The sequence below is a fragment of the Pseudoclavibacter terrae genome, from assembly GCF_008831075.1.
Taxonomy (GTDB): Bacteria; Actinomycetota; Actinomycetes; order Actinomycetales; family Microbacteriaceae; genus Pseudoclavibacter; species Pseudoclavibacter terrae.
Map to the genome: position 1 here is coordinate 900,750 of NZ_WBJX01000001.1, position 17,794 is coordinate 918,543.

The 17,794-nt window shown below is 68.6% G+C and carries 11 protein-coding genes; 9 read left to right on the top strand and 2 right to left on the bottom strand.

The genetic code is table 11. The features are described from left to right. Positions 1-82 precede the first annotated feature (82 nt). Positions 83-616: a DUF6328 family protein gene (locus F8O03_RS04215; protein ID WP_151422739.1), complete on the top strand. Its 534-nt coding sequence runs from the start codon at positions 83-85 to the stop codon at positions 614-616. On the opposite strand, the gene F8O03_RS04220 is transcribed toward F8O03_RS04215, so the two are convergent. Further along, positions 586-2,235: a metallophosphoesterase family protein gene (locus F8O03_RS04220; RefSeq protein ID WP_151422740.1), complete on the bottom strand. Its 1,650-nt coding sequence runs from the start codon at positions 2,233-2,235 to the stop codon at positions 586-588. The genes F8O03_RS04215 and F8O03_RS04220 overlap by 31 nt on opposite strands. A 68-nt stretch (positions 2,236-2,303) precedes the next feature. Between F8O03_RS04220 and gad the strand changes: the two genes are divergently transcribed. The 6 genes from gad to F8O03_RS04260 all read left to right on the top strand — a co-directional run bounded on the left by gad (position 2,304) and on the right by F8O03_RS04260 (position 10,787). Next, the gene (gad, locus tag F8O03_RS04225) at positions 2,304-3,689 is read left to right on the top strand and encodes a glutamate decarboxylase (protein WP_208851783.1); all 1,386 of its coding nucleotides are present in this window, start codon (positions 2,304-2,306) and stop codon (positions 3,687-3,689) included. A 284-nt stretch (positions 3,690-3,973) separates the two neighbouring features. Continuing rightward, positions 3,974-6,259 (top strand): ABC transporter substrate-binding protein/permease, encoded by a 2,286-nt coding sequence (locus F8O03_RS04230; RefSeq protein WP_151422741.1) that lies wholly within the window; start codon positions 3,974-3,976, stop codon positions 6,257-6,259. Positions 6,260-6,366: 107 nt separating this feature from the next. Continuing rightward, positions 6,367-7,071 (top strand): amino acid ABC transporter ATP-binding protein, encoded by a 705-nt coding sequence (locus F8O03_RS04235; RefSeq protein WP_208851808.1) that lies wholly within the window; start codon positions 6,367-6,369, stop codon positions 7,069-7,071. A gap of 83 nt (positions 7,072-7,154) precedes the next feature. Continuing rightward, complete coding sequence (locus F8O03_RS04240; protein WP_151422743.1) at positions 7,155-8,858, top strand: glycoside hydrolase family 13 protein; 1,704 nt, start codon at positions 7,155-7,157, stop codon at positions 8,856-8,858. A gap of 7 nt (positions 8,859-8,865) precedes the next feature. Then, positions 8,866-9,744 carry a hypothetical protein gene (locus F8O03_RS18395; RefSeq protein ID WP_244295899.1) on the top strand — a complete coding sequence of 293 codons (879 nt, stop codon included), beginning with the start codon at positions 8,866-8,868 and terminating at the stop codon, positions 9,742-9,744. 287 nt (positions 9,745-10,031) lie between these two features. After that, on the top strand, positions 10,032-10,787 hold the full coding sequence (locus tag F8O03_RS04260) for an SDR family NAD(P)-dependent oxidoreductase (RefSeq protein ID WP_151422744.1): 756 nt from the start codon (positions 10,032-10,034) through the stop codon (positions 10,785-10,787). A 101-nt stretch (positions 10,788-10,888) separates the two neighbouring features. On the opposite strand, the gene hrpA is transcribed toward F8O03_RS04260, so the two are convergent. Continuing rightward, entirely contained in the window at positions 10,889-14,818 is a 3,930-nt protein-coding gene (gene hrpA / locus F8O03_RS04265; RefSeq protein ID WP_151422745.1) for an ATP-dependent RNA helicase HrpA, read from the bottom strand. 145 nt (positions 14,819-14,963) lie between these two features. Between hrpA and F8O03_RS04270 the strand changes: the two genes are divergently transcribed. Next, the gene (locus F8O03_RS04270; RefSeq protein ID WP_208851809.1) at positions 14,964-15,797 is read left to right on the top strand and encodes an aldo/keto reductase; all 834 of its coding nucleotides are present in this window, start codon (positions 14,964-14,966) and stop codon (positions 15,795-15,797) included. Between the two features lie 202 nt (positions 15,798-15,999). After that, positions 16,000-17,685 carry a RecQ family ATP-dependent DNA helicase gene (locus F8O03_RS04275; RefSeq protein ID WP_151422746.1) on the top strand — a complete coding sequence of 562 codons (1,686 nt, stop codon included), beginning with the start codon at positions 16,000-16,002 and terminating at the stop codon, positions 17,683-17,685. The last annotated feature ends 109 nt before the right edge of the window (positions 17,686-17,794 follow it).

Consider the following 17,794-nt stretch of genomic DNA (forward strand, 5'->3'; position numbering starts at 1 on the left):
CGTCCCCGGCCCTCGGCTCGGGGTGCGCCGGACCCACCAGCACGACGAAACACCCGGCACCTCCAGGAACGCAGGAGAAGTCATGGTCGACAACGAGGTCTCCACCACGCCTGACGACGGGCGGGACGAGACTCCCAACGAACGCTACGACCGCAACTGGAACGAGCTCATGCAGGAGTTCCGTGTCCTGCAGACGGGCACGCAGATCATGGCGGGCTTCCTCTTGACGCTGCCGTTCCAGCAGCGCTTCACGGAGCTGGGGCCGTTTGACCACGTGCTCTACCTGTGCCTCGTCATCTTCGCCGTCGTCGTCACCCTGTTGGCCCTCGCACCGGTCATGTTGCACCGCGTGCTCTTCCAGGAGCGAGCGAAGGCGCAGCTGGTGCACGCGGCGAGTGTGATCCTCCTCGTCTGCCTCGTCGCGGCGACGCTGCTGTTCGTCGGCATCGTGCTCTTCGTCTTCGACTTCGTCGTCTCACCCACTGCCGGTCTGTGGGCCGGGGGAGGGATCGCCGTGCTCGCCGTCCTGCTGTGGACCTTCGGCCCGAAGCTCCTCAGGGCGGCGCGCGACCGCGCCGCGCGTGATTACCCCAGCGGGAACGCGTCGAACAGCTGAGCGGGAGCCTCCTGAGTGCGCGAGTCGACCACGTAGCTCTCGACCAGGGCACCCGCATCCGCTGACACGGTCAGCACGCTGAAGACGCTCAGCTTCGGGTCGGCGACGTACGGGAGCGGCTGCCCTTCGGGTCCCAGCTGGGGGCGGATGTTCGGCACGACCGGGGCGAGGCCGCCCGGGTCGCCCTGCGCGAGGGCGTTGTGGGAGTTCCAGAGGCGAGGCGGGCGGGCGCGGTGACGTCCGCCGCCGCTCTCGAACGCTCCGTGGGTGCTGCCCGCGTGCGAGGTCTCGAGGTAGTGCACGCCCGCGGGCGACGTGAACCTGGACCAGAGGTGGGAGTGGCCCCCGACCACGAGGTCGACCCCGGCCGCCTCGAGCAGTGGCGCGACGTCGCGCAACAGGATGTTCTCGCTCGACGGGTAGTCGTAGCGGACCCCGGTCACCCGCCCAGTCGCATCCCGCTCCTCCAAGCGAACGGGATGCGCGAAGTGCGGCATCGCGTTCACGCCGATGCTGTGCGGGCTCTCGTGCATGACGACGACCTGCAGCCTCGCCTCAGCGAACTCCGGACTCTGCAGTTCGCGTCGCAGCCAGGTGTGCTGCGTGCTGCCGACGCTCAGGTCGTCGATAATGTGCGAACCGTGGCGCTGGGCGAGCGGGTCGTCGAGCACGTCGCGTGACTCCTGGTACCTGCTCGAGACGTTGCGGGCCTCGGGACGCTCGTCGGCACGGCCCGACCGCCAGACGCGTGCCGCACTGAGCGCGATGATGCGCACGCCGCCGAACGTGACGGCGTAGTAGCGCTGCCCGGACGCTGAGGGAAACAGCCCCTCGTAGTTGGACAGGCTGTGGCTATCGGCGGAGACGGCGAGCGGCAACGCGTTGTCGAACGATGCAGGCAGCCCGGCCCCCGCCGCCCTCCTGCCTTGGACCTCGTGATTGCCGACCACGGGAAAGATCGGGGTGCTCGGCAGGATGCTCCGCATGGCCGGGAAGAACGCTGACCCTCTGGCGTCGTCGAACCATTCGGAGGCGCGGTCGGGAACGTTCACGAAGTCGCCTGCGTAGAAGACTGCGTCGAACGGGCCGACCACGGCTGAGGCCTGCTGCATCGCGGCAGGCACGGGCGCGCCGAGCTGATGATCGCTGGTCAGCAGGATGCGCAGGAGCGGCGCGTCGGGCGGGGGAGCGGCCGTGAGGCGAGCGACCGTGGACGTGGCTCCGTCGCTGACGACTCGGTACGCGTAGTCCTGGCCCGGCACGAGCCCGGTGGCGTCGGCAGAGACGCGCCATACCTCGCGCGACACGATGACCTCGGTCTCGAGGGCCCGACGCAGCTCGATCAGCTCGGTCGGGAGCGCGCTGTCGCGATCCTCCGCCATGGCGGGGAGGCGAGTGCAGACGGTTTCGACCGCGCTTGCCCCTGGCAGGAGGGCACCGAGGTTGGCCCGGTGAAGTTCGTCCGGCGTGAGACGCGCAAGGCGCTCCGCGCGCTCGATCGGCGCGAAGACCAGGCGGCTCGCGCGCGGCCTCCGGTCGGTGACCCAGGCGACTTCGACTCCGGTCTCGTCCGGCAGCAGAAGATACGGTTCGCACAGCATTCCGACGTCGTCGCTCATCCGCGTGCCTCCATCTTCGCGCCGGTCTGGCTCTTGCGGCCCTGCCCACCAGTGGCAAGAGTAAGCACATGGACATCCCCATGACGCCTCCCGCCGACGAGAATCCCTTGACGATCTTTAGCAGCGCCGATGAGCTCAGACCGCTTCCGAAGCTGGAGCTGCCCGAGAGCGGGACGAGGAGCGAGGTCGCGTACCAGCTCGTCCGTGACGACGCGATGCTCGACGGCAACGCCAGGCAGAACCTCGCCACCTTCGTGAGCACCTACATGGACGAGCACGCCGATCGCCTCTACTCGGCGACGTTCGACAAGAACATCGTCGACAAGGACGAGTACAGACGGACGGCCGAGATCGAGCAGCGATGCTGGAAGATGATCGCGAACCTTTGGCACGTGCCCGACGTGACCACGGCCATCGGGACGAGCACGGTCGGCTCATCAGAGGCGGCCATGCTGGCAGGCCTCGCCCTGAAGAAGCGGTGGGCTTCGGCGCGCAAAGCCAAGGGGCAGTCGGCGGATGCACCCAACATCGTGATGTCGAGTGCCGTGCAGGTGTGCTGGGAGAAGTTCTGCGTCTACTGGGATGTGGAGGCTCGCTTCGTGCCCATCGACGACACGCATCCGACGCTCACGGGCGACCAGCTCGACGCCGTCGTCGACGAGAACACCATCGGCGTCGTCGCCATCATGGGCGTCACCTACACCGGCGCGTACGAGCCCGTGAAGGAGATCTCGGCCGCCCTCGACCGGATCCAGGCGGCGCGCGGCCTGGATATTCCCGTGCACGTCGACGGAGCGTCCGGCGGCATGATCGCGCCGTTCCTCAACCGGGACCTCGAGTGGGACTTCCGCGTCGACCGGGTCGTGTCGATCAACACCTCCGGCCACAAGTACGGGCTCGTGTACCCCGGCCTCGGCTGGGTCGTGTGGCGCGACGTCGACCTCGTGCCGCCCGAGCTGATCTTCCGGGTCAGCTACCTCGGCGGCGACATCCCCACACTCACCCTCAACTTCTCGCGCCCCGGCGCGCAGGTGCTGCTGCAGTACTACCAGTTCCTGCACCTGGGGTTCTCGGGGTACGAGCGCGTGCAGCGCGCGACGATGGATGTGGCGCAGTTCCTCGCGCAGGAGATCGACTCCATGGACGAGTTCACCCTCTTCAACAGGCAGCTCGACATCCCCGTCTTCGCCTGGCAGCGCACCGACGCGGGCGGCGCATGGACTCTCGCCGATGTCTCCGACCGGCTGCGCATGACCGGCTGGCTCGTGCCCTCGTATCCGCTGCCAGACAATCTCTCCGACCGACTCGTCCAACGCATCGTGGTTCGCAACGGGCTCGGACGTGACCTTGCCGACGACCTCATGGAAGATCTCCGTGGCGCGGTCCGGGACCTCGATTCGGGCGCCGCAGGCCGTTCCGACGGAGGGGACGGCAAGCGCGGGTTCACGCATTAGGGAGGTTCCCGTCCCGCATCCCGCCGACCGGATGAGCGCTCCAAACGGCACCATCCAGGCGCCTCCCGCGAGATGGGAATCGGCGACTCGCTGCGACGGATGAACATCACAAGGCGAACACGATGTGCGGATCGTGTCATTCAGCAGACTCCCAGGCCGGTAGCGTTGCGCACACAATTCGGCTGAGGCGATCTGCGTCAGCCGACAGACCGGCAGACGCGGGGGCAGCCGGGTTCCGACAGGTTCCAACGCTGCTCAATGTTCTGCCCCGGCCGAGGAGCACGATGCGAACTTCGCTCACCTCACTCCTGCAACGAGTCGCAGACTCACGAAACCAAGTCCTGTCCGTCATCGCGGTCGCACTGCTGCTGCTGCTGACCGGCGGAGCCATCGCGGGAACCGCCCAGGCGGCCACGATCGGCAAGAGCTCGGTCGAGGGACAGACCTTCACGATCGCCACCGACACCACGTGGGCGCCGTTCGAGTTCGAGATCGACGGCGAGCTCCGCGGCATCGACATGGACCTCATCAACGCCATCGCGGATGATCAGGGCTTCACAGTCGACATCAAGTCGCTCGGGTTCGATGGCGCGTTGCAGGCAGTGCAGACCAACGCGGTCGACGGCATGATCGCCGGCATGTCGATCACCGATGAGCGGAAGGGCACGTTCGACTTCTCGAACCCCTACTTCGACTCAGGCATCCAGATGGCCGTCGCCAAGGACAATGGCGACGTCACCACGTACGAGGACCTCGCGGGCAAGACCGTCGCCGCCAAGAACGGCACCGAGGGCTTCACGTTCGCCGAGACCCTGGGCAAGGAGATCGGCTTCACCGTCACCGGCTTCCAGGATGCGTCCGACGCGTTCAACGACGTCACGAGCGGCAACTCGGTCGCGGTCTTCGACGACTTCCCGATCCTCCAGTACGGCATCGAGACCGGCGAGATCAACCTCAAGACGGTCACCGAGCCGGAGCGCGCATCCTCGTACGGCTTCGCGGTCAACAAGGGCCAGAACACGGAGCTCCGCGAGGCCTTCAACGAAGGCCTGAAGAACGTCGTCGAGAACGGCACCTACCAGGGCATCCTCGACGAGTACCTCGGCGACGGCGCGCCCGACGCGACCAAGATCTCCGGCGGAGTCGTCACGCTCGGCAACGAGGTCATCGAGGACGACGGTCCCGGCACACTGCCCAAGAACCCGCTCTTCCCGGTCGACACCCCGCAGGACAAGGGCTCGTTCGTCATCGCGACGGACAACACCTACGCGCCGTTCGAGTTCGAGCAGAACGGCGAGACCATCGGCATCGACATGGACCTGATGCGCGCGATCGCCGCGAACCAGGGCTTCGCGGTCGACATTAAGCCGCTCGGCTTCGATGCCGCACTCCAGGCGGTCCAGTCCGGCCAGGCCGACGGCATCATCGCCGGCATGACCATCACGGACGAGCGCAAGGAGGTGTTCGACTTCTCGGAGCCGTACTTCACCTCCGGTGTGCAGATGGCCGTCGCTGATGGCGACACGAGCATCACCGGCTACGAGGACCTGGCCGGCAAGAACGTCGCCGTCAAGACGGGAACCGTGGGCGCCACGACCGCCGAGGAGCTGTCGACCGAGTACGGCTTCACGATCCGCACGTTCTCCGACACCGCCGACATGATCGCGGAGGTGCAGACGGGCAACTCCGTCGCACTGTTCGAGGACTTCCCTGTGCTGCAGTACGGCATCCAGCAGGGCAACGGCCTCATGACCGTCGGAGACCCCATCGAGGGCGGCGAGTACGGCTTCGCGGTGCTCAAGGGACAGAACGCCGACCTGCTCGAGATGTTCGACGCCGGCCTCGCCAACGCCGAAGACACGGGAGTGCTCGACACGATCAACGACCGCTACCTCGGCAGCGAAGAGGAATCGGGTCAGCTGGGATTCTTCGAGCTCGTCGTGGCGGCCCTCCCGTCGCTCATGGTCGGCCTCGGCTACACGCTGCTCGCGACCGCGCTGTCGCTCGTCTTCGCCATGATCCTCGGCCTCGCGTTCGGCTTCCTGAAGATCTCGAAGAACCTGCTGCTCCGCGGCATCGCATCGACGTACGTGAACATCTTCCGAGGCACCCCGGTGCTGGTGCAGGCGTTCTTCTTCTACTTCGGTGTGCCAGCCGTGACGGGCATCTCGCTCGACGCGCTGACGGCCGGTGTGATCACGCTGAGCCTCAACGCCGGCGCGTACATCACAGAGACCGTGCGCTCGGGCATCCAGTCCGTCGACCCCGGCCAGATGGAAGCGGCTCGCTCGCTCGGCCTGACGCGTGGCAAGTCCATGCGCCGAGTCGTGCTGCCGCAGGCGTTCAAGATCATGACGCCCTCGCTCATCAACCAGTTCATCATCACGCTGAAGGACACCTCGCTGCTGTCCGTCCTCGGCTTCGCTGAGCTCACCTACCAGGGCCGCATCGTCATCGCCTCGACCTTCCGGTCGTTCGAGATCTGGCTCGTCGTCGGTGTGCTCTACTTCATCGTCATCTACCTGCTGACGGTCCTCTCCAACTACGTCGACAAGAGGTTCAACAAATGAGTGACGTGAACAACTCAGCGTCGGATGCGTCAGCCGTGGAGCAGACGCCATTCACTGGACGCTTCGACGCCGTCAACTCGGGCCAGCCGCGCGTGCGCGTCGTCGAGATGCACAAGTCGTTCGGCCCCGTCGAGGTGCTCAAGGGCATCGACCTCGAGATCGCCAACGGTGAGGTCATCGCCATCATCGGCCCGTCCGGTTCGGGCAAGTCGACGCTGCTGCGGTGCCTCAACCGCCTCGAAGAAGTCACCAAGGGCCACGTCTACATCGACGACGACGACATCACGGCGCCGAAGACGAACCTCGACAAGGTGCGCCAGCGCATCGGCATGGTGTTCCAGCACTTCAACCTCTTCCCGCATATGACCGTGCTGGAGAACGTGACGCTGGCACCCCGCGAGATCAAGGGCACGAGCAAGGAGGCGGCCAACACGCGCGGCGAGGAGCTGCTGCGCCGAGTCGGCCTCGACCACCTCATGGATCGCCGCCCCTCGCAGCTCTCCGGCGGACAGAAGCAGCGCGTGGCGATCGCCCGCGCGCTCGCCATGGACCCGGAGATCATGCTCTTCGACGAGGCGACCAGCGCCCTCGACCCCGAGATGGTGGGGGAGGTGCTGCAGGTCATCCGCGACCTCGCGAAGTCGGGCATGACGATGGCCCTGGTCACGCACGAGATGGGCTTCGCACGCGAAGTCGCCGACCGTGTCGTGTTCATGGCCGAAGGCAAGATCGTCGAGACGGGAACTCCGGACGAGCTGTTCGGCAACCCGAAGGAGTCGCGCACGCAGGACTTCCTCGGCAAGGTGCTCTAGCCGGTTCGCGAACCCGGGACCCAAGAACGCGGCACCCCCTGTCCGGTGGACAGGGGGTGCCGCGTTTCCACTAGCCTGTCGACGTGACGCTCAACGATGCACCCACCGCAGCCCAGTTCGCGAAGGACACCACCCCCGGATCCGAATGGTGGCGTTCGGCCGTCATCTATCAGGTCTACCCGCGTTCGTTCGCGGACGGCACCGGCGACGGCATCGGCGATCTCGCCGGCGTCACCGCGCACATCCCGGACCTCGCCGACCTCGGCATCGACGCCATCTGGCTCTCCCCGTTCTACCCGTCGCCGCTCAATGACGCCGGCTACGACGTCGCCGACTACTGCGACGTCGACCCCGTCTTCGGCACGCTCGACGAGTTCGACCGGATGCTCGAAGCCGCTCACGAGCGGGGCATCCGCATCATCGTCGACATCGTCCCCAACCACTCCTCCTCGGAGCACGCCTGGTTCAAGGCGGCCGTGGCCGCTGGACCCGGCAGCCCGGAACGCGCACGCTACCTGTTCCGCGAGGGCAAGGGCGAGCACGGCGAGCTGCCGCCGAACAACTGGCAGTCGCTGTTCGGCGGGCCCGCCTGGACGCGCCTCACGGAAGCCGACGGGACGCCCGGCCAGTGGTACCTGCACCTCTTCGACTCCACGCAGCCCGACTTCGACTGGTCGAACCCCGTGGTGCACCAGGACTTCGAGGACATCCTCCGCTTCTGGCTCGACCGCGGCGTCGACGGCTTCCGCATCGACGTCGCCCACGGCCTCGCGAAAGAAGACGGGCTGCCCGACTACATCCCCGTCGAGAGCAACCTGCCCATCGTCGGCGACCCCCGCACCCCGTACCTCGGGCAGGAGGCCGTGCACGACATCTTCCGCGCCTGGCACCTCGTGGCGGCCGAGTACGACGGCGACCGCGTGCTCTGCGGTGAGGCGTGGCTCCCGAGCGTCGAGGAGATGGCCGAGTGGGTCCGCCCCGGCCAGCTGCACCAGACGTTCAACTTCGCGTACCTGCGCGCCCCGTGGGACGCGGACGGCCAGAAGGAGGTCGTGACGCGCTCGCTCGCCGCGTTCGCCGCATCCGGAGCCCCCAGCACGTGGGTGCTGTCGAACCACGACACGGTGCGCCACGCGACCCGCCTCGCGCTGACCGAGCCGAACGCGCACGGCGCCGGCGTCGGCCCGAAGACCCCCGGCCAGCCCGACCCCATCGTGGGGGAGCGCCGCGCCCGCGCCGCGACCGCCCTCATGCTCGGCCTCCCGGGGTCGAGCTACCTCTACCAGGGTGAGGAGCTCGGGCTTCCCGATGTCATCGACCTCGCCGACGACGCGCGGCAGGATCCCATCTTCATCCGCTCCGAGGGCGAGCTGTACGGCCGCGACGGCTGCCGCGTGCCCATCCCCTGGGAGGCCGAGGGCGACAGCTACGGCTTCAGCCCGACGGGGGAGTCATGGCTTCCGCAGCCTGAGCTGTGGGCGAAGCTCGCCCGCAGCGAGCAGGTGCACGACCCCGCGTCGACGCTCAACCTCTACCGCTCGCTGCTCGCGCTCCGACGCGAGCACGACCTCGGGCTGGGGGATGCGCGCTTCGAATGGGTCGACGGCTTCGGCGACGAGGTGCTCGCCTACCGGAACGGCGACGTCACCGTCATCACGAACTTCGGCGTCGAGCCGGTTGCGCTGCCGGAAGGGCGTCGAGTGCTCGCCCGCAGCGAGGTCGCGCACGTGGACGCCGCCGGGCAGCTGGCGACCGACACCACGGTCTGGCTTGCCGCCGCCGAGTAGCACCGCCGTGCCCGGCGTGCCTGACGTGCCTGACGTGCCCGGCGTGCCTGACGTGCCTGGCGTGCCCGGCGTGCCTGACGTGCCTGACACGCCTCGCGTGGCTGGCGTGGGAGCACGCGGCAGCGTCGGGGCGGCGGAGCTCATCACCGAGCTCTCCACCCCGGCGCTGCCGGTCGTCGTCATCTCCCTGCTCAGCGGCCTGTCGAGCGCGGCGGGGTTGCCGGGTCTCCTTTGGGGTGCGATTCCGGCAGTGCTCTGCGGCGTCGTGCCGTACGCGGTGCTCGAGATCGCGTCGCGGCGCGGGATGCTCACCGACCGCCACGTCACCCAGAAGCGGCAGCGGCCGTGGGCATACGGCGTCTGCCTCCTGTCGGTCGCCGTGAGCGTGCTGCTGCTGGTCCTGCCCGGAGCGCCGTCGATGATGCTCTGGGCGCTCGGGACGATGTTCGTGGGGCTCATCGCGGCGGGCGCCATCACCGTCGTCGGCCCCAAGGTCTCGGTGCACGCGTTCTGCTGGAGCGCGCTGTGCGTGTTCCTCGCCCTGCTGTCTGCTGCTCTTCGCAGCCCTGCCCGTGATCGTGTGGAGTCGGCTCCGTCTCGGGCACCACTCGTCGACCGAGGTTGCGCTCGGCGCGGTGCTCGGGGCGCTGATCACCGCAGTGGCCTGGTTCTTCCTGCCCGTGTGATCGGGCAGGCGGAGCTCGCATCCGGGAGTCGCATCCTGTTGCTGTTGCTGTTGCTGTTGCTGTTGCTGTTCCTGTTCCTGTTCCTGTTCCTGTTCCTGTTCCTGTTGCTGCGTTGCTGTTGCTGTGTTGCTGCGAAGCCGGTCGCCCCGCGCCCAGGACCCATCCGTCCGCCGGACGTGCGGACTTTTCCTGGACGATGATGGGTTTTTTCCCATCACACTCGCAAAAAGCCCGCACGGCCGTCTGCGAGACCCATCAGCGTCGCCGAAACCCAGCACGGCTGTGTGTCGCGTGCCCGAATAGCGTGCCCGGAAACAGCGCCCGGATAGCGCGCCCGGAAGCAGCGCCCGGACAGCTCTTGCAGATACAGCTCACTCGGATCGTACGCCTCTTCGCTGACCCGGGACCCAGCCACTGGACGATGCTCGGGAGGACACTCGAAGCGACGGCCGGATCCCACCGGCCCAGCTTCGGAAGGACTCAGCAGATGGCATTTCAGGACAAGGTCGCGATCGTAACGGGCGGCGGTTCCGGGATCGGGGAGGCGATCGCCAAGGACCTCGCCGCGAACGGCGTCAAGGTCGTCGTCTCCGACATCAACCTCGAGGGCGCGAAGCGCGTCGTCGCCGAGATCGAGGCAGCCGGCGGCACGGCGTCGCCCTTCGAAGCGAACACGGCCATCGCCGAGGACAGCGTCCGCACCGTCGAGCACGCCGTCGCGACCTACGGCAAGCTCAACTACGCCGTGAACAACGCGGGCATCGGTGGGAAGGCCGCGCCGGCGGCCGAGGTGGACGTCGACGACTGGGACCGCGTCATCAACATCAACCTCAACGGCGTGCTCTACGGTCTGCGCGCGCAGATCCCGGCCATCCTCGAGGCTGGTGCCGACGAGGGCGCGATCGTCAACATGGCATCGATCCATGGCACGGTCGCAGCGATCGGCAGCGGCGCCTACACGGCGGCCAAGCACGGCGTCGTCGGCCTCACCAAGAACGCGGCGGCAGAGTACGGACCCCAGGGGCTGCGCATCAACGCGGTCGGGCCCGCGTACATCCGCACCCCGCTGCTCGAGCAGCACCTCGACGCGGCCGGGTTCGCGGCCCTTGAGGCGAAGCACCCGCTCGGACGCCTCGGCCAGCCGCAGGAGGTCGCGAACCTCGCGACGTTCCTGCTCTCCGACAAGGCCAGCTTCATGACGGGCTCCTACGTGCTCGTCGACGGCGGCTACACGGCGGTCTAACGGTCAGGAGCGTCAGCGCTGCCTGAGAAGCCACCCTCACGTTCGCCTCGCGGGGTCGGGTTATCGGGCAGCGATCTGCGGCAGCGATCCGGTGCGGCGCGCTACTTCTCGGCGAGGGCCTGGCGGATGCGCTTGAGCGAGACGGTCTCGGCAGTGCCGAGCTGCTGGGCGAAGAGGCTCACGCGGAACTCTTCGAGCATCCACCTCGCCTGCACGATGGACGCGGGCGCAGTGCGTGCGACGGGGAAGGTGCCCCCGGCTTCCGTGTACAGAGCCGTGGCCTGCTCGACCTGCATGAGCCCGGCGCGCTCGATGCTCGAGTGGCTGAGCACCCGTTCGAGGCGGTAGGTGAGCGCGCGCAGGTAGCGGGGCAGGTGCGCGAGCCGCGCGACACCGGTCTTCGACACGAACCCCGGGTACACGAGGGCCTGCAGCTGCGACCTGGCGTCGGCGAGCGACGGCAGCACGGAGATGTGGTTCGCCGACTTGAGTGCCTTGTTCGCCTCGCGGAAGCGGTCGAGTACCTCGGAGACGAGCTTGGTCTGCGCGAACATGCGGTCGACGAGGGTCGCGTTGAAGGCCTCGCGCAGCTCGTCGAAGGCCGCACGAGTGCGCACGGGCCCGCCGTGATCCGCGGAGTACGCGGCAACCGCGTCCTGGGCGAGCGCGGCCACGATGTCGTTGAAGAGCGCCGGCGTCGAGTGGTACGGGCTCGTGGCGAGGGCGAGCTTTTCCTTCGCCGTCAGGTGCTCCTGCACGTAGCTCGCGGGTGAGGGCACCGAGGCGGCGAGCAGGGCGGCGACGCCGACGGGATGCTCGCGCGCCTGGTCCTCTGGGGTCGTCACGAGGCGGAGATCGATGCTGCCCTTGACGACGGCCAGCGACGGGTAGGCGCGGATGACGCCGTGCTTGCGCTTGATGTCGATGAGCTCCGGGATCTCGTCGAGCGGCCATTCGGTGAGCCCGTGCTGGTCGTAGCGTAGTTCCGCCGTCGACGCGCTCTGCGCGGGCACCGAGCCGGCTTCGCGCACGCCGTTCCCTGGCCGGGCAGGTGCGGCGACCTGCTGGGTGGCGCGCAGGACCGACGCCTCCGACGCCTTCTTGAGCTTCTCCTGCAGCGCCGTGAGGTCTTCGCCGGTGCCGAGCTCGCGCCCGCGGTCGTCGAGCACTCGGAAGCGCACCCGCAGGTGGGACGGAACGCGGGTCCAGTCGAACTCGGAGACGTCGAAGCGGATGCCCGCCTGCCGCTGCATGATCTGCCGCAGCGCGTCGTCGAAGTCGCCGGGAACCTCCTGGCCGAGGTCGGGCCTCGCCTCGCCGAGCTCGCCGAGCAGCTTGTCGGCCCAGTCGGCGGACGGCACGAAGTTGCGGCGGGTCGCCTTCGGCAGCGACTTGAGGAGCGCGATGACGAGTTCGCGGCGCATGCCGGGAACCTGCCAGTCGAAGCCGCGGTCGTCGAGGCGCGACAGCAGGGGGAGCGGGATGTTGACGGTCACGCCGTCGTCGGGCGCCCCCGGGTCGAAGCGGTACCTGAGGCGCAGGCGCTGGTCGCCCTGCTTCCACTCGGTCGGGAACCCGGCACCCTGCTCGTCTGGGTCGGCGTGCTCCTCGCCGAGCACATCCGCCCGCGTCATCGTGAGCAGCTGCGGGGTCTGCTTCTGCGCGCCCTGCCACCACTTCTCGAATGTCGACTGCGAGACGACGTCGCGGGGGAGCCGCTCGTCGTAGAACTCGAAGACGGCGTCCTCGTCGTCGGAGTACGCGCCGCGCGACCTGGTGCGCTCCTCGAGGTCGGCGAGGCTCTTGCGCAGCGCCCGGTTCTTCGAGTCAAAGCTGTGGCGGCCGTTCCAGTCGCCCTCGACGAGGGCGTGACGGATGAACAGGTCGCGCGACCAGGCCGGGTCGATCTTGGAGAACTGCACCGTGCGCCCGCGGACGATCGGCACGCCGTAGAGGGTCACGCGCTCGATCGCGACGGCGGAGCCCTGCTTCTTCTCCCAGTGCGGGTCGGAGTGGTTGCGCTTCGCGAGGTCGCCGGCGAGCACCTCGGCCCAGGCCGGATCGATCTTGGCGACGGTGCGTGCGAAGAGGCGGCTCGTCTCGACGAGCTCGGCCGCCATGACGACATCCGGCTGCTTCTTCGCCTTCGCGAGGCCCGAGCCGGGGAAGATCTGGAAGCGGGTGCCTCGGGCTCCCGCGTAGTCGCGCTTCAGCTCGTCGCGGATGCCGATGTGGCTGAGGAGGCCGGCGAGCATGGAGCGGTGGATGGCGTCGGCGAGCGCGCCGGGCTCCTGTACCTGGCCAGCGGCGGGCCGCTGCACCTTCAGGCCGATGGGGCCGGCGAGCTGACGCAGCTGCCTGAACACGTCCTGCCACTCGCGGAAGCGGACGAAGTTGATGAACTCGTCGCGGCACTTGCGGCGGAACGCGCTCGAGCCGAGCTCGTGGCTCTGCTCCTCGAGGTAGTTCCAGAGGTTCACGAGGGTGAGGAAGTCGCTGGACGGGTCGCGGAATCTGGCGTGCAGCTCGTCGGCCTTCTGCCGGTGGTCGAGCGGCCGCTCGCGGATGTCCTGCACCGTCATGCCCGCCACGATGATGAGCACCTCGCGGCTCACGTCGTGCTGCTTCGACTCGATGACCATGCGCCCGAAGCGGGGGTCGATGGGCAGGCGTGCGAGGCTGCGGCCGATCTTCGTGAGCCGCAGCTGGCTGCTCTTCCCCTGGCTGGCCTTGCCGGGCTCGACGGCGCCGAGCTCGCTGAGCAGGTCGGTGCCGTCCTTGATGCCGCGCGCGTCCGGCGGCTGCAGGAACGGGAACTCGGAGAGCGCGCCGAGGCCGAGCTCGAGCATCTGCAGGAGCACGCTCGCGAGGTTCGTGCGGAGGATCTCGGGCTCGGTGAACTCGGGGCGGCGGTCGAAGTCCGCCTCGGAGTAGAGGCGGATCGCGACGCCCGCCGAGGTGCGGCCCGCGCGGCCTGAGCGCTGCTTCGCGGAGGCCTGCGAGATGGCCTCGATGGGGAGTCGCTGCACCTTCGCGCGCGTCGAGTAGCGGGAGATGCGGGCGGTGCCCGTGTCGATGACGGCCACGATGCCCGGCACCGTGAGGCTCGTCTCGGCGACGTTCGTCGCGAGCACGACGCGGCGCCGCACGCCCGGTGGGCGCTTCGACTCGAACACGCGGTGCTGCTCGGCGGAGGAGAGGCGCCCGAAGAGCGGGAGCACCTCGGTGGACTCGGGGCGGCGGTCGCGCGCGAGGTGCGCGCGGATCGCGTCCTGCGCATCCCGGATCTCCTGCTCGCCCGAGAGGAACACGAGGACGTCACCCGGCAGGTCGCGGTCGAGCTCGTCGAGCGCATCGACGATGCCCTCGAACATGTCGCGCTCCGGCGTCTGCGGTGCGGCGTCCTCGTCCTGTTCACCAGGGAGCGGTGCGTCGGCGACGAGCGGCCGGTAGCGCACGTCGACGGGGAAGGTGCGGCCGGAGACCTCGATCATCGGGGCGTCGTTGAAGTGCTTCGAGAACGACTCGGGGTCGATCGTCGCCGACGTGATGATGACCTTCAGGTCGGGGCGCTTCGGCAGGAGCGTCTTCAGGTAGCCGAGGAGGAAGTCGATGTTGAGGCTGCGCTCGTGCGCCTCGTCGATGATGATCGTGTCGTACTTGCGCAGCAGCCGGTCGCGGTGGATCTCGTTGAGGAGGATGCCGTCGGTCATGAGCTTCACGCGCGTCTCTGCGGACACCTCGTCGGTGAAGCGCACCTGGTAGCCGACGAGGCCGCCGATGTCGCCGCCGAGCTCATCGGCGATGCGCTCCGCGATCGTGCGGGCGGCGATGCGTCGCGGCTGCGTGTGCCCGATCATGGTGCGGCCGAGCTCGAGGCAGATCTTCGGCAGCTGCGTCGTCTTGCCCGAGCCGGTCTCGCCCGCGACGATGACCACCTGGTTGGCGGCGATGGCGTCGCGGATCTCGTCCCGCATCTGGCTGACGGGCAGCTCCGGCGGGTAGGAGATCTCGAGGGGCGTCGTAGTCATGAGCAGTTCAGTCTATTGCCAGGTGGCTTGCGAATGTGCCCCGCACCGGCCACTCAGCGGTCGCGATCCGCGCTCGTTCGCTTCCAGCGTCGCTCACCAACTCGCTTTAGTTGCACACGCTTGGTAAAACTGTGGGATGACCGCATTGCAGATCCCAAACGTATCCCTCAACGACGGCACCAGCATCCCCCAGCTCGGCTTCGGCGTCTTCAAGGTCGACCCGGCGGAGACCGAGCGCATCGTCTCCGACGCCCTCGAGGTCGGGTACCGCCACATCGACACCGCGAAGATCTACGGCAACGAGGAGGGCGTGGGCCGCGCCATCGCGAAGTCGGGCATCCCGCGCGAGGAGCTCTACATCACCACGAAGCTGTGGAACGACGAGCAGGGTCGCGACACGCCTCGCGCCGCGATCGACGCGAGCCTCGAGCGCCTCGGCCTCGAGAAGGCCGACCTGTACCTCATCCACTGGCCGACGCCCAAGCAGAATACGTATGTCGAGAGCTGGGAAGCCCTCGTCGAGCTGCAGCAGGCCGGCCTCACCACGTCGATCGGCGTGTGCAACTTCTTCGAGTCGCACCTGCGCGACATCATCTCGGCAACGGGCGTGAAGCCGGTCGTCAACCAGATCGAGCAGCACCCGATCTTCCAGCAGCCGGAGCTCGACGCCTACCTGCAGGCCGAGGACATCAAGACCGAGGCGTGGGGCCCGCTCGGCCAGGCCAAGTACCCGCTCTTCGAGCTCGAGCCCGTCACGGCCGCGGCGGATGCACACGGCAAGACGCCAGCACAGGTCGTCATCCGCTGGCACATCCAGAAGGGCAACATCGTGTTCCCGAAGACCACGTCGCGTGAGCGCATGGTCGAGAACGCCCAGGTCTTCGACTTCGAGCTGTCTGGTGCCGAGTACGACGCCATCACGGCGCTCGAGCGCGGCGAGGAGGGTCGCGTCGCGGCGCACCCCAACGAGGTGAACTAGCCTCCAGCAGGCAAGGCGACGGCCGGTGCTCCCTCAGGGGACGCCGGCCGTCTCGCGTGCGCCGCATCCGCACGGGGAATGCTGGCTCCCGGCGGCAGGAACCGGCATCACTCGGGTGCATCCAGCGAGTCGGGGCGGCACGAAGCAGGGGGGCCTGTCAAGCGACGTCGCCACCGAGTTCGTCGTCGATACCGTCGAGAGCATGAGTTCCCCCGCACCTGCTCACGACACCATCGAGCGCATCGCGCGGGAGCGGTTCGGGTGGGAGTCGCTCCTCCCCGGTCAGGGCGACGCAATCCGCTCGGCGGCCGCGGGGCGCGACACGCTGCTCGTGCTCGCGACCGGTGGTGGGAAGTCCGCGGTCTACCAGGTCGCGGGCGCTGCGCGCGGCGGCATCGTCCTCGTCGTCTCGCCGCTCATCGCCCTGCAGGCCGACCAGCGTGCGTCGATCGAGGCCGCGCCGGACGCCCCCGACGTCGTCGCGATCAACTCCTCGCGGGGTGCCGCAGCGGTCGAGCGTGCGTGGGAGCGGATCGACGAGGGCGGATCGCTCTACGTGCTCCTCGCGCCCGAGCAGCTCGCGGACGAGGACAACGTCGCCCGTCTCGCGGCGCAGGGCGTGTCACTGCTCGTCGTCGACGAGGCGCACTGCGTCTCCTCCTGGGGGCACGACTTCCGGCCCGACTACCTGAGGCTCGGCGATGTGCGTTCAGCGCTTGGCGACCCGCCGGTGCTGGCGATGACCGCGACGGCGTCGAAGCCGGTGAGAGCGGACATCATCGAGCGGCTGCGGATGCAGGACCCGGACGTGCAGGTGCACGGCGTCGACCGCCCGGAGATCCGGCTCGTGGTGCAGCGCCACGAGAGCGAGGACGAGAAGCGAGCCGCCATCATCCAGGAGGCGCGCAGCTGGACCGCACCCGGCCTCATCTACGTGGCCTCGCGCCGGGAGACGGAGGCATACGCGGCCGAGCTCGCCGCGGAAGACCGCCACGTTGCCGCGTACCACGCAGGGCTCAAGGTCTCGGAGCGTCGTGCTGTCCAGGACCGGTGGCGCGACGGCGACCTCGACGTGGTCGTCGCGACCTCCGCGTTCGGCATGGGCATCGACCGGGGTGACGTGCGCTTCGTGTTGCACGCCGCGACGACGGAGTCTCTCGACGCGTACTACCAGGAGGTGGGCCGCGCCGGCCGTGACGGCGAGCCGGCGACGGCCGTGCTGCACTACCGCGTCGAGGACCTCGCGTTGCGACGCTTCTTCGCGAAGCGCTCGGTCGACAGCGCCGGGTTGCGCAGCGTGTGGCACGCCATCAAGCGCAAGCCCGGTGCCAGCGTGCGGGAGCTCGCCGAGGCCGTCGACCGGCCCGCCAGGTCCGTCTCCAGGCTCCTCAACCAGTTGGTGGATGCGGGCCTCGTCGACACAGCCGAGGGAGTGCATCCACTGCGCAGGACCCGGGTGGATGTCGTCGTGCGGGCAGTCAAGGAAGCGTCCGCCGCTCGGGAACGCATCGCCGAGTCGCGGCTGGCCATGATGCGTGCCTACGCCGAGGAGTCGTTGTGTCGCCGCCGGGTGCTGCTCGACTACTTCGGGGTCGACGGGCCTGAGTGGTGCGGCAACTGTGACGGCTGCGAGCGACACGAGGCCGACGGAGACGCTCCAGAGGCTGCGGGCGCCGCAAGCGCCCGCGACTCGCGCACGGGCATCGACAGCGCCGCGGACGCTCCGCTTGCCGTCGATGAACCCGTCGAGCACCGCGAGTGGGGAGCCGGCACGGTCGTGAGCCTGGAGGAGGACCGGGCGACGATCTTCTTCGAGTCGGAGGGCTACAAGGTCGTCGCGCTCGCGGCACTCGACTCCGGCGTGCTGCGGCAGGTGGAGGCCGCCTGAGGGACGCCGCAGCGACGCATCGTCGAGGAGCGCTGCGTCTCGTTCCGCGAGTCTCCGGAAGCAGCGACCGTGGCGGTGTGCGGGCTGGGAGGCGCCTTGCGGTGACCCG